15 protein-coding genes, 3 tRNA genes and 2 pseudogenes are annotated in these 17,873 nt (G+C 69.9%); 7 read left to right on the forward strand and 13 right to left on the reverse strand.

Features of this window, described 5'->3' with window-relative positions:
• Positions 1 to 11 precede the first annotated feature (11 nt).
• From FLX07_RS18285 to FLX07_RS18295, 3 genes and pseudogenes are all read left to right on the forward strand, one after another.
• Positions 12 to 1,715, forward strand: a complete 1,704-nt coding sequence (locus FLX07_RS18285; protein WP_142572020.1) for a hypothetical protein — start codon at positions 12 to 14, stop codon at positions 1,713 to 1,715.
• Positions 1,716 to 1,871: 156 nt separating this feature from the next.
• Complete coding sequence (locus FLX07_RS18290; RefSeq protein ID WP_373292586.1) at positions 1,872 to 2,594, forward strand: MgtC/SapB family protein; 723 nt, start codon at positions 1,872 to 1,874, stop codon at positions 2,592 to 2,594.
• A 187-nt stretch (positions 2,595 to 2,781) separates the two neighbouring features.
• Positions 2,782 to 3,201, forward strand: a pseudogene (locus FLX07_RS18295) (RNA-guided endonuclease InsQ/TnpB family protein); the annotation flags it as partial.
• A gap of 144 nt (positions 3,202 to 3,345) precedes the next feature.
• On the opposite strand, the pseudogene FLX07_RS37825 reads toward FLX07_RS18295, so the two are convergent.
• The 5 genes and pseudogenes from FLX07_RS37825 to FLX07_RS18320 all read right to left on the reverse strand — a co-directional run.
• A pseudogene (locus FLX07_RS37825) lies at positions 3,346 to 4,086 on the reverse strand (NAD-dependent epimerase/dehydratase family protein); the annotation flags it as partial.
• On the reverse strand, positions 4,083 to 4,520 hold the full coding sequence (locus tag FLX07_RS18305) for a MerR family transcriptional regulator (RefSeq protein ID WP_142572021.1): 438 nt from the start codon (positions 4,518 to 4,520) through the stop codon (positions 4,083 to 4,085). The gene FLX07_RS18305 and the pseudogene FLX07_RS37825, both read right to left, overlap by 4 nt.
• A gap of 194 nt (positions 4,521 to 4,714) precedes the next feature.
• Positions 4,715 to 4,787, reverse strand: a tRNA-Glu gene (locus tag FLX07_RS18310).
• A 13-nt stretch (positions 4,788 to 4,800) separates the two neighbouring features.
• Positions 4,801 to 4,873, reverse strand: a tRNA-Glu gene (locus FLX07_RS18315).
• 44 nt (positions 4,874 to 4,917) lie between these two features.
• Positions 4,918 to 4,989: transfer RNA gene (locus tag FLX07_RS18320), tRNA-Gln, on the reverse strand.
• A 251-nt stretch (positions 4,990 to 5,240) separates the two neighbouring features.
• Between FLX07_RS18320 and FLX07_RS18325 the strand changes: the two genes are divergently transcribed.
• Positions 5,241 to 7,235, forward strand: coding sequence for a M3 family metallopeptidase (locus FLX07_RS18325; protein WP_142572022.1), 1,995 nt, complete (start codon positions 5,241 to 5,243; stop codon positions 7,233 to 7,235).
• 179 nt (positions 7,236 to 7,414) lie between these two features.
• Here the strand turns inward: FLX07_RS18325 and gltX are convergent, their stop codons facing one another.
• Entirely contained in the window at positions 7,415 to 8,779 is a 1,365-nt protein-coding gene (gene gltX, locus FLX07_RS18330; protein ID WP_142572023.1) for a glutamate--tRNA ligase, read from the reverse strand.
• Positions 8,772 to 9,542 (reverse strand): fumarylacetoacetate hydrolase family protein, encoded by a 771-nt coding sequence (locus FLX07_RS18335; RefSeq protein WP_142572024.1) that lies wholly within the window; start codon positions 9,540 to 9,542, stop codon positions 8,772 to 8,774. Before FLX07_RS18335 ends, gltX begins: the two co-directional genes overlap by 8 nt.
• Before the next feature lie 84 nt (positions 9,543 to 9,626).
• Between FLX07_RS18335 and FLX07_RS18340 the strand changes: the two genes are divergently transcribed.
• Positions 9,627 to 10,043, forward strand: coding sequence for an antibiotic biosynthesis monooxygenase family protein (locus tag FLX07_RS18340; protein ID WP_208762276.1), 417 nt, complete (start codon positions 9,627 to 9,629; stop codon positions 10,041 to 10,043).
• 157 nt (positions 10,044 to 10,200) lie between these two features.
• Here FLX07_RS18340 and FLX07_RS18345 read toward each other — a convergent pair whose 3' ends face one another.
• Together FLX07_RS18345 and FLX07_RS18350 are read right to left on the reverse strand one after the other, a co-directional pair.
• On the reverse strand, positions 10,201 to 10,800 hold the full coding sequence (locus FLX07_RS18345; RefSeq protein ID WP_142572025.1) for an HD domain-containing protein: 600 nt from the start codon (positions 10,798 to 10,800) through the stop codon (positions 10,201 to 10,203).
• Positions 10,801 to 10,875: 75 nt separating this feature from the next.
• Positions 10,876 to 11,229: an SbtR family transcriptional regulator gene (locus tag FLX07_RS18350; protein ID WP_341874013.1), complete on the reverse strand. Its 354-nt coding sequence runs from the start codon at positions 11,227 to 11,229 to the stop codon at positions 10,876 to 10,878.
• Between FLX07_RS18350 and FLX07_RS18355 the strand changes: the two genes are divergently transcribed.
• Together FLX07_RS18355 and FLX07_RS18360 are read left to right on the forward strand one after the other, a co-directional pair.
• Positions 11,120 to 11,596: a nuclear transport factor 2 family protein gene (locus FLX07_RS18355; RefSeq protein ID WP_268239515.1), complete on the forward strand. Its 477-nt coding sequence runs from the start codon at positions 11,120 to 11,122 to the stop codon at positions 11,594 to 11,596. The genes FLX07_RS18350 and FLX07_RS18355 overlap by 110 nt on opposite strands.
• A gap of 131 nt (positions 11,597 to 11,727) precedes the next feature.
• Positions 11,728 to 13,398: a heparinase II/III family protein gene (locus tag FLX07_RS18360; RefSeq protein ID WP_142572028.1), complete on the forward strand. Its 1,671-nt coding sequence runs from the start codon at positions 11,728 to 11,730 to the stop codon at positions 13,396 to 13,398.
• Between the two features lie 33 nt (positions 13,399 to 13,431).
• Here FLX07_RS18360 and FLX07_RS18365 read toward each other — a convergent pair whose 3' ends face one another.
• The 4 genes from FLX07_RS18365 to cimA all read right to left on the reverse strand — a co-directional run bounded on the left by FLX07_RS18365 (position 13,432) and on the right by cimA (position 17,560).
• Complete coding sequence (locus tag FLX07_RS18365; protein WP_142572029.1) at positions 13,432 to 14,094, reverse strand: DivIVA domain-containing protein; 663 nt, start codon at positions 14,092 to 14,094, stop codon at positions 13,432 to 13,434.
• Positions 14,091 to 15,212, reverse strand: a complete 1,122-nt coding sequence (locus FLX07_RS18370; RefSeq protein WP_208762265.1) for a globin domain-containing protein — start codon at positions 15,210 to 15,212, stop codon at positions 14,091 to 14,093. The genes FLX07_RS18365 and FLX07_RS18370 overlap by 4 nt, the downstream gene beginning before the upstream one ends.
• Positions 15,213 to 15,596: a group I truncated hemoglobin gene (locus FLX07_RS18375; protein WP_142572030.1), complete on the reverse strand. Its 384-nt coding sequence runs from the start codon at positions 15,594 to 15,596 to the stop codon at positions 15,213 to 15,215.
• A 389-nt stretch (positions 15,597 to 15,985) separates the two neighbouring features.
• A complete protein-coding gene (cimA, locus tag FLX07_RS18380) occupies positions 15,986 to 17,560 on the reverse strand; it encodes a citramalate synthase (RefSeq protein WP_142572031.1) in 1,575 nt (524 codons plus the stop codon).
• Positions 17,561 to 17,873: the final 313 nt, after the last annotated feature.

Raw genomic sequence — 17,873 nt, forward strand, 5'->3', positions numbered from 1 at the left:
AGGCTGGCGGGGTGACAGACCGCATCGAGGCAGCCGCCGCTGAACTGCGTCCCCTGCTCCAAGAATTCATCCTCTGGGCGCCGGACAACGCACCCGGCAGCGACCCCGACCTCGTGGGCCCCGTCGCCCTGTGGCATCGCCTGATCGCCCGCGACGACGTCGGGCTGTGGAAGCGCGGCGACCTGCGCACGGTCCTGCTGGAGCGCATACCCCAGGTGGTCGAGGACCCCGACGCCGCCGCGGACGGCATGGTCCCCGCCATCCGGGCCTACCTGACGTTCCTGTCGTCCACCGGACGGCTCTCGCCGGGCTCGGCGTCCCTGGAGACCCTGCTCGCGGAGCTGGACGAGGTCGAGGACGACTTCGTCGACACGATGGAGGACACCATCGCCGAGCGTGACTGGGACGAGGAGGAGGACGAGCTCGACGAGGACGAGGCCGACGAGGGCCTCGGCGACTTCGAGCCGTTCGCCGACGAGATCGGCGCCCTGCCCACGATCCGGCTGCGTCCCGACACCGAGCTCGCCGATGCGGCCCGCCGGGTGACCCTCATCGCGCAGGCCCGCGACCTGGCGCTGTGGGTCGGCACCCGGCGCAAGGTGGGCGAGGAGACGCTGCTCACCGAATCCGAGGTGGACGAGGCGGTGCGCACGCTCGGCCTGCCCGACGCGGGCAACATCTGGAACCTGTGGAACCTCGCGATCGACCTGGAGTTCCTCGCCCCCGACGGCGACGACACGGTCAGCGTGGACTCCGACACCGCCGCCTGGCCCTTCGAGGACGACGACGACGTCCTGGACGCCTGGATGCTCGGCCTCCACTCACTCGACTACGGCGACCCGGAGCTGGACGACGACGATCTCACGCTGGCCCTGTCCGGCCTGACCCGCGCAGTGCTGATCCGCCTGCTGGCGGCCGGCGGCACGCGGGCGGTGGCCTCGCTGCGCGACGAGCTGGCCGAGGCCGCGGCGGAGTACGACGACCTGGGCGCCGACGCCTGGGCCGCGGCCGGCGACCCGCTCGCCTCCGCGCTCGCCTGGCTGACCGGCTACGGCATGGCCGCCGTCGAAGGCGAGGCGGTGACCCTGACGCCGCTCGGCACGGAGGGCCTCGTCCACCTGCTTGACGACGAGGACATCGAGATCGACGCCCGGCCCGCGATCGACGCCATGACCGCGCTCGACCTGCTGTCGTTCAGCGCCGACATGTCGGAGGAGGAGGCCGACGAGGAGTTCGCCGCCTGGCTCTCCCTGCGCGACCCGGCGCGGGCCGCCTCCGAGCTGCTCGAAGCCGCCTCCGAGGAGGAGGCGGACGCCCTCGTGCGGGTCCAGGCCGCCAGCCTGGTGGGCTCCCTGGGCGAGGCCGCCATCCCCGCCTGGCAGGAGGCGCTGAAGGAGCCCTCGCTGCGGCCGTACGCCGCGACGCACCTGACCCAGATGGACGTCGAGGACGCCCCGGAGCCGACCCAGGCGGACACCCACTGGCTGATTCTCGACATGTGGACGATCTCCGCCGGGCTCGGCCGGCCGGAGTTCGTGTCCAGCCTGCACGACATCGGCCCGGCGCAGACGCTCATCGGGCTGCTCGACGTGATCTGGAAGGTCCACCACCCGCACGCCGAGGAACTGCTGGACCTCATCGGCGAGACCCACCCCGACAAGCAGGTGGTCAAGGCCGCCAAGCGGGCGCTGTTCAAGGCGCGGTCGGGACGTTAGCGGCGCCGGCGAGGCCCGGACGGCTGCGTCCGCCCCGGCCTCGCCGCCACTGGCGTCTCGCCGTCACTGCCGTCGCTCTCGCCGCTGTCGTCCACTGCCGTCGCTGTCCGTCACGACAGGATGACCAACCCGGGCGTGCGGACTTAATGTGGTCGCGTGACCCCCATCTCACTAGCGGTGAGCCCTGTGGCGTGGTGGCAGCCGGCCGTTGACCTCGCCATCGCGCTCGTGTTGTCGGCGGCCATCGGGCTGGAGCGGGAGATCCGGCAGAAGAGCGCCGGGCTGCGCACTCACACGCTGGTGGGGTTCGGCGCCGCGCTGTTCATGCTCGTGTCCAAGTACGGCTTCTCCGACATCCTCGGCGACTCCGTGGTGCTCGATCCGTCCCGCGTGGCGGCCCAGATCGTCTCCGGCATCGGCTTCATCGGGGGCGGGCTGATCTTCGTACGCCGCGACGCGGTCAAGGGGCTGACCACGGCCGCAGCCGTGTGGCTCACCGCCGGAGTCGGCATGGCCGCGGGAGCGGGTCTGTGGCTGCTGGCCGTCGTGGCCACGGTGGGGAACTTCGTCGTGATGCTGGGGCTCACTTCCCTGGCCGCCCGGCTCCCCCGGTCCAAGCACGCCCAGTCGCGGCTGCGCCTGTCGTACTCGGACGGCCGGGGCGTGCTGCGCCAGGCCCTGGCCGAGTGCACGAGCCGCCGTTTCGCGGTCGACGAGCTGTCGCTGGACCAGCCGGGTCAGAGCCGGGACACCGGCACGGTCACGGTCACCCTGCTGATCCACGGCCCCGGCTCCATCGGAGACCTCACGAGCAGGCTGGCCGAGATGGAGGGCGTGCTCACCGTCTCCTGCGCCGACGCCGACACCGAGCACATCTAGAGCATTCTGAGCAGTCCCAGGCGTGTCATCGGACTTCCTTCGTGGATACCCCGGCCTTCAGGCCGGGGAGGAAACGGAGCTCCCGCGTAGCGGGGCAGGGAAAGCCGAATCGCCGCCAGGGCGATTCGGCGTGTACGGCCACCGGCCGACAGCCGCCGCTCACACGGAAGCCGATAGAACGTGAGGCATGACGCAGCAGGTCAAGCGGGCGTTCAAGTACCGCTTTTACCCCACGGACGAGCAGGCGGCCGAGCTGTCTCGCACGTTCGGCTGCGTCCGCCTCGTGTACAACAAGGCGCTGGAGGAACGCACACAGGCTTGGTACGGCGAGCAGCGCCGTGTCTCCTACGTGCAGTCGTCCGCCGCGCTCACGGAGTGGAAGAAGACCGAGGAGCTTGCCTTCCTGACGGAGGTGTCCTCCGTCCCACTCCAGCAGACGCTCCGCCATCTTCAGACGGCGTTCGGGAACTTCTTCGCCAAGCGCGCCAAGTACCCGCGGTTCAAGTCGCGGAAGAAGTCCCGCGCGTCCGCCGAGTACAAGGTCGCGCAGGCTCTCCGCCGTCTGCACGATCGTCGTCTCGGCGGGGCGCGGACTCCATCCGAGCTCGTCGCGGGCGCGGTCGTTGTGGATGACCGGTCGCGGCGGCTCGTTCCCTGGCACCTCCTGCGTGGGAACGCGCGCGGCGAGCGGGCCGAGCCGCCGGCGCAGGATCCCGGCCACCTCCAGGAAGCTCAGCGCCGGGCCGTCGGAAACGGCCAGGAAGCGCTTGCCCGCGGCCTCTGGCCTGGCCATGGCGCGGATGTGCAGGTCGGCCACGTCGCGCACGTCGACGACGCCGAAGCGCTGCCGGGGCGCGACGTTCATCGTCCCGTCGAGCATCGCCTTGATCAGCTGCGTCGAGGAGCCCAGGTCGATCGTCAGGGCGGGCCCGAGGATGAACGTCGGGTTGACCACGACGAGCTCGGTGTCGCCGCCGTCGCGCTCCATCAGGTCCCACGCGGCCCGCTCGGCGATCGCCTTGGAACGCGGGTAGGGCGCCAGTCCCGGGGTGTCAGGATCGGTCCAGTCGGCCTCGGTGAACTCGGCCCCCGGCTTCGGCGTGTATCCGATCGCGGCGAAGGACGAGGTGAGCACGACGCGCCGGGCGCCCGCCTCCCGCGCGGCGCGCAGCACCCGCAGCGTGCCCTCGCGGGCAGGGACGATCAGCTCGTCGGGATCCTCCGGCTGGACGAACGGGAAGGGCGAGGCGACGTGATGGACCTCGTCGCACCCGGCCACCGCGGCGGCCCAGCCGTCGTCGGCCGTCAGGTCCGCGGCGACGATCTCCAGGCCGGTGTCATCGGCATCACCGCGGCGCACCGCCGCCCGCAGGTCGGCCTCGCGGGCCGTCGAGCGCACGGTCGCGCGCACGGACCGCCCGGCCCGCAGCAGCGCCGCGATCAGATGCGTGCCCACGTAGCCGGACCCGCCGGTGACCAGAACCCGGTTCATCGCAGCCCCCTCAAGCGGCCGACCGCGTCCACGACACGCTGTGTCGCCTCGGCCTCCGCGACGGCGTCACCACGGTCGCGGGCGTCCCACATCGCCGCTTTCTCGCGCAGGTAGCCGAGCCGCGCCTGCTGGGCGGCGATCTCGGCCTCGATGCGCTCCGCGTGACGAAGCAGCAGATCGCGCTGCTCGGCCGCCGCCGCCCGACCGCGCGCCCGGTTGGCCAGGTAGGCGCGCATGTCCTCGATACCGACGCCGACCGCGCGCAGGCAGGCCAGTGCCTCGATCACGTGGAGGTCCTCGTCGCGATAACGGCGATGCCCGCTGTTCCCGTCGCGGTCGATCGGGCCGATCAGCCCCACGTCTTCGTAGTAGCGCAGCGTGGGCTCACTCAGCCCGCTGCGCCGGGAAACGTCCTGGATGGTGATGGTTGCCATGCCAGGCAGCGGGCCATGAGCAGAGCGCGGCGTCCCCGTAACGGCGAAACCCCCGGCACGGGGAAGTGCCGAGGATTCTCGATGATGTAGCCCCCACCGGATTCGCGCCCGCGCAGCGGGCCATGAGCAGAGCGCGGCGTCCCCGTAACGGCGAAACCCCCGGCACGGGGAAGTGCCGAGGGTTCTCGATGATGTAGCCCCGACCGGATTCGAACCGGCGCTACCGCCTTGAGAGGGCGGCGTCCTAGGCCACTAGACGACGGAGCCGAGTGCAGTGAAGTAGTCCCGAGCGGATTCGAACCGCCGTTACCGCCTTGAGAGGGCGGCGTCCTAGGCCACTAGACGACGGGACCTTACACTGCGCTTGTTTCCAGCAGAATCCCTTGGGGGGATCCAGCTGGGGTACCAGGACTCGAACCTAGACTAACGGAGCCAGAATCCGTCGGGCTGCCAATTACCCCATACCCCATCTGCTTGCGGGGGCCTCGCGGCTCCCGCTTGCGACTCCGAAAGAATAGCCCAGCTTGCGACCCACTACCAAAACGATTGCGGCGCGCCTCGCGATCTCGTGATCCGATCCCCCGCGCGAAGGGTCCGATCCCCCTGCTCGGAGTGCGTAGATCCCCCCGTACGGAGGGCGCCGGCCCTCCTGGGCACAGGGCCGGGTCCTCCTGTGCGAGGCTGGGGAAAACGCCCGCACCACGTGAGGAGCCGCCAGCCATGACCTCGGCCGCGAACCCCTTCCTCAGCCCGAGCACCCTGCCCTACGGGCTGCCCCCCTTCCAGGAGATCAGGGAGGAGCACTACGCGCCGGCGTTCGAGCAGGGCATGGCCGAGCAGATCGCGGAGGTCGAGGCGATCACCGGGAACCCGGAGCCCGCGACCTTCGAGAACACCGTCGAGGCGCTGGAGAGATCCGGCGCTCTGCTCGAACGGGTCTCCGCGGTGTTCTTCAACCAGGCGTCCTCCGACACGACGCCCGGCGTCCAGGAGATCCAGAAGGACGTCACGCCGAGGCTCGCCAAGCACGCCGACGCGATCCACCTCGACGCCGAGCTCTTCGCGCGCATCCAGGCGGTCGAGGCGGCCGACGAGGAACAGCGGTGGCTGCTGAAGCGCTACCTCACCGACTTCACCCGGGCGGGCGCCACGCTGGGCCCGCAGGACCAGGCCCGGCTCAGAGAGATCAACGAGCGGCTGTCGGCCCTGGGGACGGCGTTCCAGCAGAACTTGCTCGCCGACACCAACGAACGGGCGGTCGTGGTCGAGGACGTGGCCGAACTCGACGGGCTGTCGCAGGACGCGATCCAGGGGCTCGCCGACCAGGCCAGAGAGCGCGGGCTGGACGGCAGGTATCTGATCACGCTGGTCCTGCCCACCGGGCAGCCCACCCTGGCCGAGCTGACCAACCGGTCCCTGCGTGAGCGCATCCACCGGGCCTCGGCCGGGCGGGGCGCGGCGAACGCCGAGCTGATCAAGGAGATCGCGGTCCTGCGCCGGGAGCGCGCACGGCTGCTGGGCTACGAGAACCACGCGGAGTACGTCCTGGCCGACCAGACGGCGGGCACGACTCGGGCGGTCACCGAGATGCTCGACCGGCTCGTGCCGCCCGCCGTCGCCAACGCGCGCAAGGAGCAGGCGGACCTGGAGGAGATCGCCGGCCACCCGATCCAGCCGTGGGACTGGGCGTTCTACTCGGAGAAGGTGCGCAAGGCCCGCTACGACATCGACAGCCGGCGCATGCGGCCGTACTTCGAGCTGAACACCGTGCTGGAGAAGGGCGTCTTCAACGCGGCGTCACGCCTGTACGGCGTCACCTTCCACGAGCGCCCCGACCTGTACGGCTACCACCCGGAGGTGCGGGTCTTCGAGGTGCGCGACGAGGACGGCTCGCCGCTGGGCCTGTTCCTCGGCGACTTCCACGCCAGGGCCTCCAAGCGGGGCGGGGCCTGGATGAACAGCCTGGTGAAGCAGTCGGGCCTGGAGGGCACCAGGCCGGTGGTGGTCAACAACCTCAACATCGTCAAGGGCGAGCCGACCCTGATGACGTTCGACGAGGTCAACACCATGTTCCACGAGTTCGGGCACGCACTGCACGGGCTGTTCTCCGACGTGCGCCACCCCCGCTTCTCCGGAACGTCCGTGCCGCGCGACTTCGTCGAATACCCCTCGCAGGTGAACGAGATGTGGGCGACCCATCCGGAGATCCTGGCCGAGTACGCCAGGCACCACGAGACGGGCGAGCCGATGCCGCAGGACCTCGTCGACCGGATGCTGGAGACGCAGAAGTTCAACCAGGGCTTCGCCACGCTGGAGTATCTGGCCGCCACCCTGCTCGACTGGGCGTGGCACACGGCCTACGACGGCGACGGGGACGCCGGTGAGGACGTGGAGGAGTTCGAGAGGCGGGCGCTGCGGGAGGCCGGGGTGGACCTGCCGACCGTTCCCCCGCGATACCGCAGCACGTACTTCGCCCACATCTGGGCGAGCGGCTACAGCGCCGGCTACTACTCCTACATCTGGAGTGAGGTCCTCGACGCCGACACCGTCGAGTGGTTCAACGAGAACGGCGGGCTGCGCCGGGAGAACGGCGACACCTTCCGCCGGGCCCTGCTGTCCCGGGGCGGCAGCGTCGACTCGATGACGGCGTTCCGCGACTTCCGCGGCCGCGACCCGGAGATCACTCCGCTGCTGGACCGCCGCGGGCTGCTGTAACGGCCACGACGGCCCTGAGGGTCCTTAGGGCCCTTCCGCCGCGGCAGAGGAAGCTCATGCCGCGGCGGGGAGGGCTCGGGCGTCTCCTCGGCCCTGAGGGGCCTTCCGCCGCGACACAAGAGGCTCGCCGGCGTCTCCGGGAAGGCCGGAGGCCGGCGCCGTGCTGTCGCCCGGCCTGCTCAGGCCAGCTTGGCGAGGGCCGCGCGCACCCGGTCGAGCGAGCGCTCGCGGCCGAGCACCTCGATCGACTCGAACAGCGGCAGGCCCACGGTCCGGCCGGTGATCGCCACCCGCACGGGCGCCTGCGCCTTGCCGAGCTTGAGCCCGTGCGCGAGGCCGACCTCCTCCAGGGCGGTCTTGAGCGAGTCGGGGTCCCAGCTGACCGTCTCCAGCCGCTCGGCGTACCCGGCCAGGATCTCGGCCGCCCCCGGCTTCATCGCCTTGTCCCAGGACGCCTGGTCGAAGACGGGCTCGTCGAGGAACAGGAAGTCGACGTTGGCGGTGACCTCGGACAGCACGGCGACCCGGGTCTGCACCAGGTCGGCCACGCGGTCGAACACCGAGCGGTCCCAGGACGGGTCGAGCCACGGCTCACAGCGGGCGGCGAACACCGCGCGGGGCAGCGCCCGGATGTACTCGCCGTTGAAGGCCCGCAGCTTCTTCTCGTCGAAGAACGCCGGCGCCTGGTTCACGTCCTCCAGCCGGAACAGCGGCCTCATCTCCGACCACGGCATGATCTCGCGGTCGTCGCCGGGGCCCCAGCCGAGCAGCATGAGGTAGTTGACCATCGCCTCGGCGAGGTAGCCCTCGTCGCGGTAGGACTCCAGGGCGACCTTGTCGCGGCGCTTGGACAGCTTCTGCCGCTTCTCGTTGACGATCACCGGCACGTGTGCCCAGACCGGCGGCTCCGCACCGAGCGCCTTCCACAGAAGCTGCTGCTTGGGCGTGTTCGACAGGTGCTCCTCGGCCCGTACGACCTGGCTGATCCGCATCTCCATGTCGTCCACGACGTTGGCGAGGATGAACAGCGGAGAGCCGTCCCCGCGGACGATGACGAAGTCCTCCATCGCCGCGTTGGGGAACTCCACCCGCCCGCGGACCTTGTCGTCCACGACCGTCACGCCCTCGTCGGGTGTGCGGAACCGCACGGCGCCCTCGGTTAGGCCGCGGTCGCGGCAGTGGCCGTCGTAGCCCTGGTGCTCCGAGCCGGTCCTGGCCTTCACGTCGTCGCGCGTGCAGGTGCAGTGGTAGGCCCTGCCGTCCTTGAGCAGCTTGGTCGCGGCGTCGCGGTGCTGCTGCTCGTAGGCGGACTGGAAGTAGGGCCCCTCGAAGTGCGGCGAGTCGCCGTTGATGCCGATCCAGGCGAGGGCCGAGATGATGCCCTCGGTCCACTCGGGCCGGTTGCGAGCCGCGTCCGTGTCCTCGATGCGCAGCACGAACGTGCCGCCGGACTGCTCGGCGATCGCCCAGTTGAACAGCGCCGAACGGGCCCCGCCGACGTGGAACATGCCGGTGGGCGAAGGGGCGAAGCGCACCCTAGTCACGTGAGATCACCCGGTTAGTGAGAGTTCCGATTCCTTCGATGGAGACGCCGACCTCGTCGCCCACGGACATCGGGCCCACCCCGGCGGGCGTGCCGGTCAGGATGACGTCGCCGGGCAGCAGGGTCATGACCGCGCTCACGTACGCGATGAGCGCGGGGACGTCGTGCAGCAGGAGGGAGGTGCGGGCGCTCTGCCTGACCTCGCCGTTGAGCGTGGTGGTGATCGCCAGGTCGGCCGGGTCGAGTTCGGTCTCGATCCAGGGACCAAGCGGGCAGAACGTGTCGAAGCCCTTGGCCCTGGTCCACTGACCGTCCCTGGCCTGAAGGTCGCGTGCGGTCACGTCGTTGGCGCAGGTGTATCCGAAGACGACCTCACCGGCCCGCTCGGCGGGGACGTCACGGCACAACCGGCCAATCACCACGGCCAGTTCGCCCTCGTAGTCGACCCGCTCCGACAGCTTCCCCGGGTACGCGATCGTCTCCGACGGCCCGATCACGGTCGTGCTGGGCTTGAGGAACACGACCGGCTCCGCCGGGGGTTCGCCGCCCATCTCCCTGGCGTGGTCGGCGTAGTTCTTGCCGATAGCGATGATCTTGCTGGGCAGCATGGGGGCGACCAGGCGGACCTCGGCCACCGGGACCCGCTCGCCGGTCAGCTCCACCCCGTGGAAGGGGTGACCACCGATGCGGGCGATGACCTGCCCGCCTTCTTCCACCATGCCGAAGGCGACCTGGTCGCCCATCGAGAACCTCGCGATACGCACGTCACGAGCCTAGTAGGGGGACGGCGGGTGAACGTACGTAAGGTGGTCGGGTATCCGCTGGAGTCGAGCGTACGGGGAGTCGATGTGCCTTCGGTCGTGAAGATCAACGTGCTGACGGTGCCCGAGGAGATGCGGCGCGAACTGGAGAAGCGGTTCGCGAGCCGGGCAGGGATGGTGGAGTCGGCCGACGGGTTCGAGTGGTTCGAACTGCTGCGGCCGGTGGAGGGCGGCGACCGCTACCTCGTCTACACCCGCTGGCGCAGCGAGGAGGACTTCCGGCGCTGGCAGGAGAGCCGGGCGTTCCAGGCGGGACACGCGCGGGCCGCCGCCGAGGCCGCCGCGCAGGGCCAGGGCCACGGGCAGGACCAGGGGCAGGGGCAGGACCAGGGGCAGGGGCAGGGACAGGGCCACGGACACGGACACGGCGGCCCGGCCGCGACCGACTCCGAGTTGTGGACCTTTGAGGTCGTGGAGAGCGCCGGCCCCAAACAGGACGACTGAGCCGGGCCCGTCGACGCCCTGAACGCCCCCGGTCACGCGCCGCCGGGGGCGTTCAGACATCCAGGGCCGTTCAGTCCGGAGAGGGCCGTTCAGCCAGACAGGGCCCTTCAGTCCGAGAGCACCGTTCAGTGAGCAGCGTTCAGTCCCAGAGCGCCGTTCAGGCGTCGAGCGGGTGGGCGGCGAGCCGGGCGGCGATGCCGGCCTCGACGGAGCAGGCCGCCGCGCAGCCCGGCTTGCGCCGCGTCTGCTCCTCGAAGGCGGCGAGGAACTCCGCGCCGAACCCGAGCCGGGGATGGCGCTCCAGCACGGCGGCCCGGGCGTCCGCCGGGAACTCCTCGGGCCGCCGTCCCGACACATCCCACGACGTGGCCACCTGCAGCAGGTGCGACTCGGGGTCCTCGGACGCGGCGACCGGGTCGCGCATGTGGACGACAATGATCTCCTCGGCTCGCGCGGATCTGTCCGGCGACCATCCGGCGGCCATGCCGAAGACCCAGGCGAGACGTCCCCCCGCCTCCTCGAACGGCACCGTGTGGCTGTCGAAGGTCTCGGTCAGCCCGATGTCGTGGAGCAGGGAGGACACGTAGTACAGCTCGTCGTCGAAGCCGATCCCGTGCGCCCGGGCGTACCCGGCACCCCACAGGTAGGACCTGATCGAGTGGTTGAGCAGCGCGGGCGGGCAGAAGCGGGTGGCGACGGCGAGCGCGGCCGCCGCGGTTGGTGTCTCGGGGAACGTCTCTGAGAACGGGACCGGCATGGCCCCAGGCTGGCGGAGCGGGCCGGCCGGGCGCGAGCGGCCGTACGGCCAATTCCCACACGATTCAGGCCAGAGCTACGGACGCAGGCCGTCCAGTACGAGGTCGCCAAGGCGGCCGGGGCGGGTGTGGTCGGCGCGGTGGCGTTCACCGGTTACCGCGGCCAGGACGATGGCTTGCACATCTTCACCGTCTACATCGGCACGCACCACGCCTGCCTTCTGAGCAGAGGCCAGAAGCTCTGCGAAGATCTGTCGCAGTTGGACGGCCGTCTGCCGGGTGGCGTCGGTCAGGTTCACACCCGCCCCGGCGAGCGCGTCCGTGAGGTCCTGCTTGGCGCGGGCCTCATCGATCAACCGCCGGAGGAAGGGGAAGAACCCCGACGTCGCCCGGCTTCTCCGCCTGACCGCCTCCGGGCCCTGCGAGGAGATGGCCGATCTGTTCGCCGAGGACGCCGTCTTCGAGTTCCCGTTCCAACTGCCCGGCAGAGCGCAGGAAGAGCAGGACCGGGAGACCTTCCGCGCCCATCTCAACGCAGGTGCTCAGCTCCAGAGGTTCGAGTCCGTGGACGACATCGAGATCCACCGGACGACCGACCCCGAGACGGTGATAGCCGAATACCGGCTGCAGGGCCGGGTCACCGCGACGGGCAAGCAGTTCACCTCCCAGGTCGTCATGGTCGCCAGGGTCCGCGACGGACTGATCACCTGGTCGCGCAACTATTCCAATCCGCTCGACAGCGTGATCGCTTTCGGCGTGGTCGACGACCTCGTCGCCGGGTTGACCGCCGGCACCTGATGATTCCCGGCCGGCCCGGCGCTGAGCGGTGTTTGTGAGCAGTTGTGCACTTGTAACCAGAGTGACTTGACCAGATCGTCAGAATTCGGACAGCATGAGCGGCTCCTAATCGATCTCGGAAGGAATCCGGCGTGTTCCGCCGCTTCTCAGCCCTCTCCCTGGTGGCCGTCGTCCCGCTGACCGCGCTCACCCTGGCCGCGCCCGCCCAGGCGCGGGCCCCGCACCGCACGCCGGAGTGCCAGGGGGACTGGCTGCCCGCCACCCCCACCTCCGGTGACGTCATGAGCGGCAAGCTGTCCTTCCTCGACCTGCCCGCGGTCACGGTCGGCAAGGACGTCAACTGGCGCCTGGACCCGTACAAGAACAGGTCCTGGCAGATGGTGTTCCAGTCGCTGCGGTGGATGGGCCGGCTCGTGGCCGACTACGAGGCGACCGGCGAGGAGGCCTACCTCGGCCGGGCCGAGGAGATCGCCAAGGACTGGGTCGCGGACAACCCGTACGGCGGGCGCACGACCAGCCCGTACGCCTGGGCCGAGCACCCGATCGCGCTGCGCGCCCCGGCCCTGGTGTGCCTGAGCAGGTACGTGAAGGCCGGTTGGCTGACCAACAGCCTGGCCCTGCACGCGAAGCTGCTGTCGAACCCCAAGAACTACGAGCTCGGCCATAACCACGGGCTCGACCAGGACATCGGCCTGCTGCGCATCGGCTGCCGCTACGGGAACCCGAAGTGGAAGAACCTCGCCGTCAGCCGCATGGTGAAGTCGATGAAGCTCGACATCGACGGGCAGGGCGCGCTGCGCGAGCAGGCGCCGCGTTACGCCATCTACGTGCACGACCGGCTCAGGGTGGCGGTCGACACGATCAAGGACTGCGGGATGAAGGTCCCCTCGGCGCTGGCCACCCGCTGGGAGAGCCTGCCGCGGCACATCAGCGCCGCCACCCAGCCGAACGGCTACATGGTGCCGATCGGCGACGGGCCGGCCGACGTCCAGCCGACCGCCTTCGACCACGCCAAGTCGACCGTGCAGGTCTTCAACGCCGGATACGTCTTCGGCCGCACCGCCTGGAACGACCCCAAGTCGGCCTACTACTCGATCCGGTTCGGGCCGGCGCTGAAGTTCCACGGCCACGAGGACCACATGGGCGTGACCTACTACGCCCAGGGCCGCTCGATCCTCACCGAGGCGGGCTTCGTCTCCTACGAGAACACGCCCTATCGGCGGTGGACGCTGGGCCCGGAGGCCCACAACGTGCCGATCCTCGTGGGCAGGAAGTTCCGCGGCCACACCCCCACGGCGCTGGTGTCCAAGTCCGTGCGCACGGACCGGCAGGCGTTCACGTTCACCGACAGGGCGTACGGCGTGCCGCGCAAGCGGTCGGTGCTGGTGAACCACCGCGAGGACGTGATGGCGGTGCTCGACAGCGGCGGCGGGAAGCTGCAGAACCTCTGGCACCTCGATCCCGCGCTGAAGGTCGTGTCCAACTCGGGCGGGCGGGTCGTGGTGGGCGACGCCGAGTGGAAGGCGTCGATCGTCCAGCTCGCGATGCCGTCGTGCAAGCCCGTCGGCGGCCAGCGGGTGGTGCGCGGGCAGACCTCGCCCTACCAGGGCTGGATCTCGCCGGCTTACATGCGCAAGGAGCCGGCTCCGGTGATCGTCTCGCCCGTCGCGACGTCGTTGCTGACCGTGGTGGTGCCCGGGACCGACCGGCCGGAGGTCAGCTGCTCGGGACGCACTCTGACCGTTCACACCCCGGCCGGTTCGGTCACGCTTCGCGCGAGCTCCTCCGGCACGCTGTCGTAGACCTCCTCCCCCGACAGGAGGGGTGGCGGGCGGTTATCCGTACACCGACGGAGAGCCGCCCGCCAGGGGGCCGCCTGCCAGTTGCTTGGCCTGGGCCGGCACGGTGCTGAGCTTGTCGACCTCGTGGGCCAGCCCCTCCAGGACCGCCCGCAACTGCACCTGCGTGACGTCCGCGAACGTACGCAGGTAGGCGATCCTGCGCTCCAGTTCCTCGGCCTCGGCGCTCTGCAGCCCGTCGCCCGAGGCGCGGTAGGCGCCGACCGCCCGGTTGGCGGCCTCCTCGGCCTGCCGCTGCGCCTCCATCAGGAGTTCCTCGTACTGCCGGCGGGCCTGGCCCACGATGCGCCGCGCGTAGTCCTCCGCCTCGGCGATCTGGGCGTCGGCGGTCTGCTGGGCGCGGGACAGGATGTTGATGGCGTCGACGTTCAGGGTCTGGGACGCGGCGGCCTGGTCCGGGTTCATGCCGTGTTCCTTGTACCACTGCTTCATGCGGTCGATGTGCGCCCGCAGGTCCGCCTTCTCCTTGTCGCTGGTCGCCATGTCCTCCGCGACGCGGTAGAGGAACGTGCGCACCTCGTCCTCGCTGTAGCCGCGGCGCCCGAGCGATGTGCGCGTGAACTCCTGCTTGCGTATCCGATCCGGGGTGAGGGGCTGGCGCTCGGCCGCCGGGCTTCCCCAAGGCATCTCTGCCGTCATGATTCCCGACCTCTGTCGCTCGTGAACTCGTCGAAGTGGATCTGGTCGGTGGGCACGCCGGCATCCAGCAGCCGTCCGACGGTGGCCTGCGCCATCTCCTCCGAGCCGCAGACGTAGACGTGCTGACCACGCCATCCCTGCAGCGCGACGTCCACGGCGTAGCCGCGGGTGCCCTGGTAGAAGGGGTCGTGGGAGACGACCGGCACGACGTTGAGCCAGGGATGCTCGGCGGCCATCTTGGCCAGCGTCTCGTAGTCGTACAGCTCTCTGGAGTTCCGGGCGCCGACGACGAGGTCCACCCTGCGGGTCGGGCCCTCGTAGGCGACCTGCTCCACCAGCGCCTTCATCGGCGCGAGGCCGGTGCCGCCCGCGATCATGAGCAGGTCGCCCTGGACCTCCGGGGTGAGCGTCAGCCGTTCGCCCACCGCCGCGCCCACGCGCAGCACCTCACCCCGCCGCGCGCCCATGACCAGCGCGGAGCTGAGCACGCCGCCGTCGACCATGCGTACGTGCAGGTCGATGGTGTTGTCCTGGCGGGGCGCGTTGGCGAACGAGTAGAACCGCCAGATGCGCGGGCGCATGGCGTAGGAGATCGACGCCGACTGGCCCGGACGGAAGGGGTACTGGTAGTTCAGCCGGGCGCGGATGACGGCGATCCCGAGGGTGCGCATCTCGTGACTGACGATCTCGGCCTCCCACCAGGGCGGGGTGGTCTTCGACGCGTCGTTGGCGGCCTCGACCATCACCTGGGCGACCAGGTTGTACGCCTGCGTCCAGTCGTGCGCGAGCTGAGGAGTCCAGCGGTCGCCCAGGAAGTGCTCGAGCGTGGCGAGCAGCGCCTGGCCGACGGCGGGGTAGTGCGTCGCGGTCACCGCGAACTTGCGGTGGTCGCGGCCGAGCTGCTGCAGGACCGGGACGACCTCGTCCAGCCGGTCGACGTTGCTGATGACGCTTCCCAGCGCGCCCACGAGCTTGTCGCGCTGGCGCGCCATCGACACCGGGAACATGTCCCGCACGTCCGGGTTCATCAGGAAGAGAACCGAGTAGAAGTACAGCGGCACCTGGTCGCCCGATCGGGAAACGAGGTGCCAGCTGTCCTTGAGAGCTTGCGTATCCACTCAGTCGGCCGTTTCCGCGGGCTCGGCGACGATGGACGACTTCACCTTGGCGAGGACGAGGCCGACGTCGCGCAGGATGTCCTCACCGACGCCGCTGTCCTGCAGCACGCCGGTGAGGTGCTCGCCCACCTTGTCGTAGTGCCGCGACGTGATGCCCATGCCCGTGTGGGCCTCACCCAGGTCACGGCCCTCGTACGGATCGGGACCGCCCAGGACCGAGCACAGCAGCACGACCATGTGCCGCTTCAGCCTGGGCATGTCGACACCGACGAAGTACGGCTTCAGATCGTCGTCGCCGACCACGCGCTCGTAGAAGCGCTCGACGACGTCGCGCACTACCGGCGCGCCGCCGATCTGGTCGTAGTAAGACGGCGAAGTGATCACAGACCCTCCCATTCGGGGTGCACCAGCGAGGGGATGACTATGCGTCGAAAATTTTCGAACCGGACGCAGTCACGTGGCTGGTCATGGTGACAGACGGTCGCTCGGCTCTCACGGCGCCGGTCGCTTTGGCAGACGATCAGAAGCCGACGACAGGCACCGCGACAGCGCGGAGTTCAGTGCGCAGCTGCTTCTTGCGTTCACCCTCCGTAGAGCCTGAGCAGGACGCTGAGGCTGGAACCGCGGTCGGGACCGCCGATCGTGGCGAAGACCGCCTCAGGAGCTTCGCCTATCTAAGCACCAACTAGACTAAATGTCACTAAAACCGCTACATTCACCAGCGCAACGTGAACACCACTCGCACCATGCCGGTGGAAGGGCTAACGGGCTGGTCAGGCGCTATGTCCCGCCCGCAGCAGGCCGTATGTCACCGCCTGCTCCAGCGCCTGCCACGAGGCCTCGATGACGTTCTCGGCCACGCCGACCGTGGCCCACTCGCCGGTCGCGTCGCTGGAGGTGACCAGCACCCGGGTCACCGCGTCCGTGCCGTGCGTGCCCTCCAGGATGCGGACCTTGAAGTCGATCAGTTCGACGGCCGCCAGCTCCGGATAGAGCTTCTCCAGCGCCAGTCGCACCGCCCTGTCGAGCGCGTTGACCGGGCCGTTCCCCTCGCCCGTGGCGATGATCCGCTCGCCCTTCGCGTGCAGCTTGACGGTCGCCTCGCTGACCACGTCGCCGCCGGGACGGCGCTCGACGATCACCCGCCACGACTCGACCGTGAAGTAGCGCCGCCGCTCGCCGTCGACCGTGTCGCGCAGCAACAGCTCGAACGACGCGTCGGCCGCCTCGAACGTGTGCCCCTTGGCCTCCAGGTCCTTGACCCGCTCGACCAGCCGCCTGGACTCCTCGCCGGTGAGCTCGTAGCCCAGCTCGCGGCCCTTCAGCTCGACCGAGGCGCGGCCCGCCATGTCGGAGACCAGCATGCGCATGTCGTTGCCGACCTCGGCGGGGTCGATGTGCTGGTAGAGGTTCGGGTCGACCTTGATCGCCGACGCGTGCAGGCCCGCCTTGTGCGCGAAGGCCGACGTCCCGACGTACGGCTGGTGGGAGTTCGGCGTCACGTTGGTTACCTCGGTGATCGCGTGGGCGATGCGGGTCATCTCGCCCAGCGACTGGGGCGGCACGAGGTCGAATCCCCGCTTGAGCTGGAGGTTGGCCACCACCGTGAACAGGTTGGCGTTGCCGGAGCGCTCGCCGTACCCGTTGGCGCAGCCCTGCACGTGCGTGGCGCCCGCCTTCACCGCGGCCAGGGTGTTGGCGACCGCGCAGCCGGTGTCGTCGTGGCAGTGGATGCCGATGCGGGCCCCGGTGCCGGCCGCCTCGTGCACCACGTCGGCCAGCTCGTCGGGGAGCATGCCGCCGTTGGTGTCGCACAGGGCGATCACCGACGCCCCGGCCTCCGCGGCGGTCCGCAGCACCTCCAGCGCGTACGCGGGGTCGGAGCGGTAACCGTCGAAGAAGTGCTCGGCGTCGAGGAAGACGCGCCGGCCCTCCGCCGTCAGATGGGAGACCGTGTCGCGGATCATCGCGAGGTTCTCCTCCAGCGTGGTGCGGAGGGCCAGCTCCACGTGACGGGAGTGGCTCTTGGCCACGAGCGTCACGATCGGCGCGCCGGATTCGCGCAGGGCGGCCACCAGGGGGTCGTCGGCGGCCTTCACGCCCGCCCGGCGGGTCGCGCCGAACGCGGCGAGCTGCGCGTGCTTCAGGTCGAGCTCGGTCTGAGCCCGCCGGAAGAACTCGGTGTCCTTGGGATTCGCCCCCGGCCAGCCACCCTCGATGAAGCCGACGCCGAGATCGTCGAGGTGGCGCGCGATGGCCAGCTTGTCGGCGACGGTGAGGTTCAGCCCCTCCTGCTGGGCGCCGTCGCGGAGCGTCGTGTCGTACACGTGGAAACGATCGTCGGCCATCTCTGTGTCTCCTTGCGGGGTTCATATCTCGCCGCACGCGCCGACCGGTCCATGCACCGGCCCAAACAAAAAGACCCCTCACGGACGTGAGAGGTCTGCGCGCCGGCGATGTCCTTCAGCCGGCGCGCCTGCCGATAATGAGCAGACCGTAGTGCATGGTGCTGAGCAGTTTGCCACAGCCGGTCACCCTCTGGCACATCGATCTCATAGTACGAGATGCGAGAGAGTGTCAGCGCAGGTCAGAGCGGTCATGATCTCGTTCCATCGCACCGGCCGTCGCCGGGGTCTCGCGCTCATCAGGAGGAACCGAACC

The organism is Microbispora bryophytorum, assembly GCF_006874465.1.
GTDB lineage: Bacteria > Actinomycetota > Actinomycetes > Streptosporangiales > Streptosporangiaceae > Microbispora > Microbispora bryophytorum.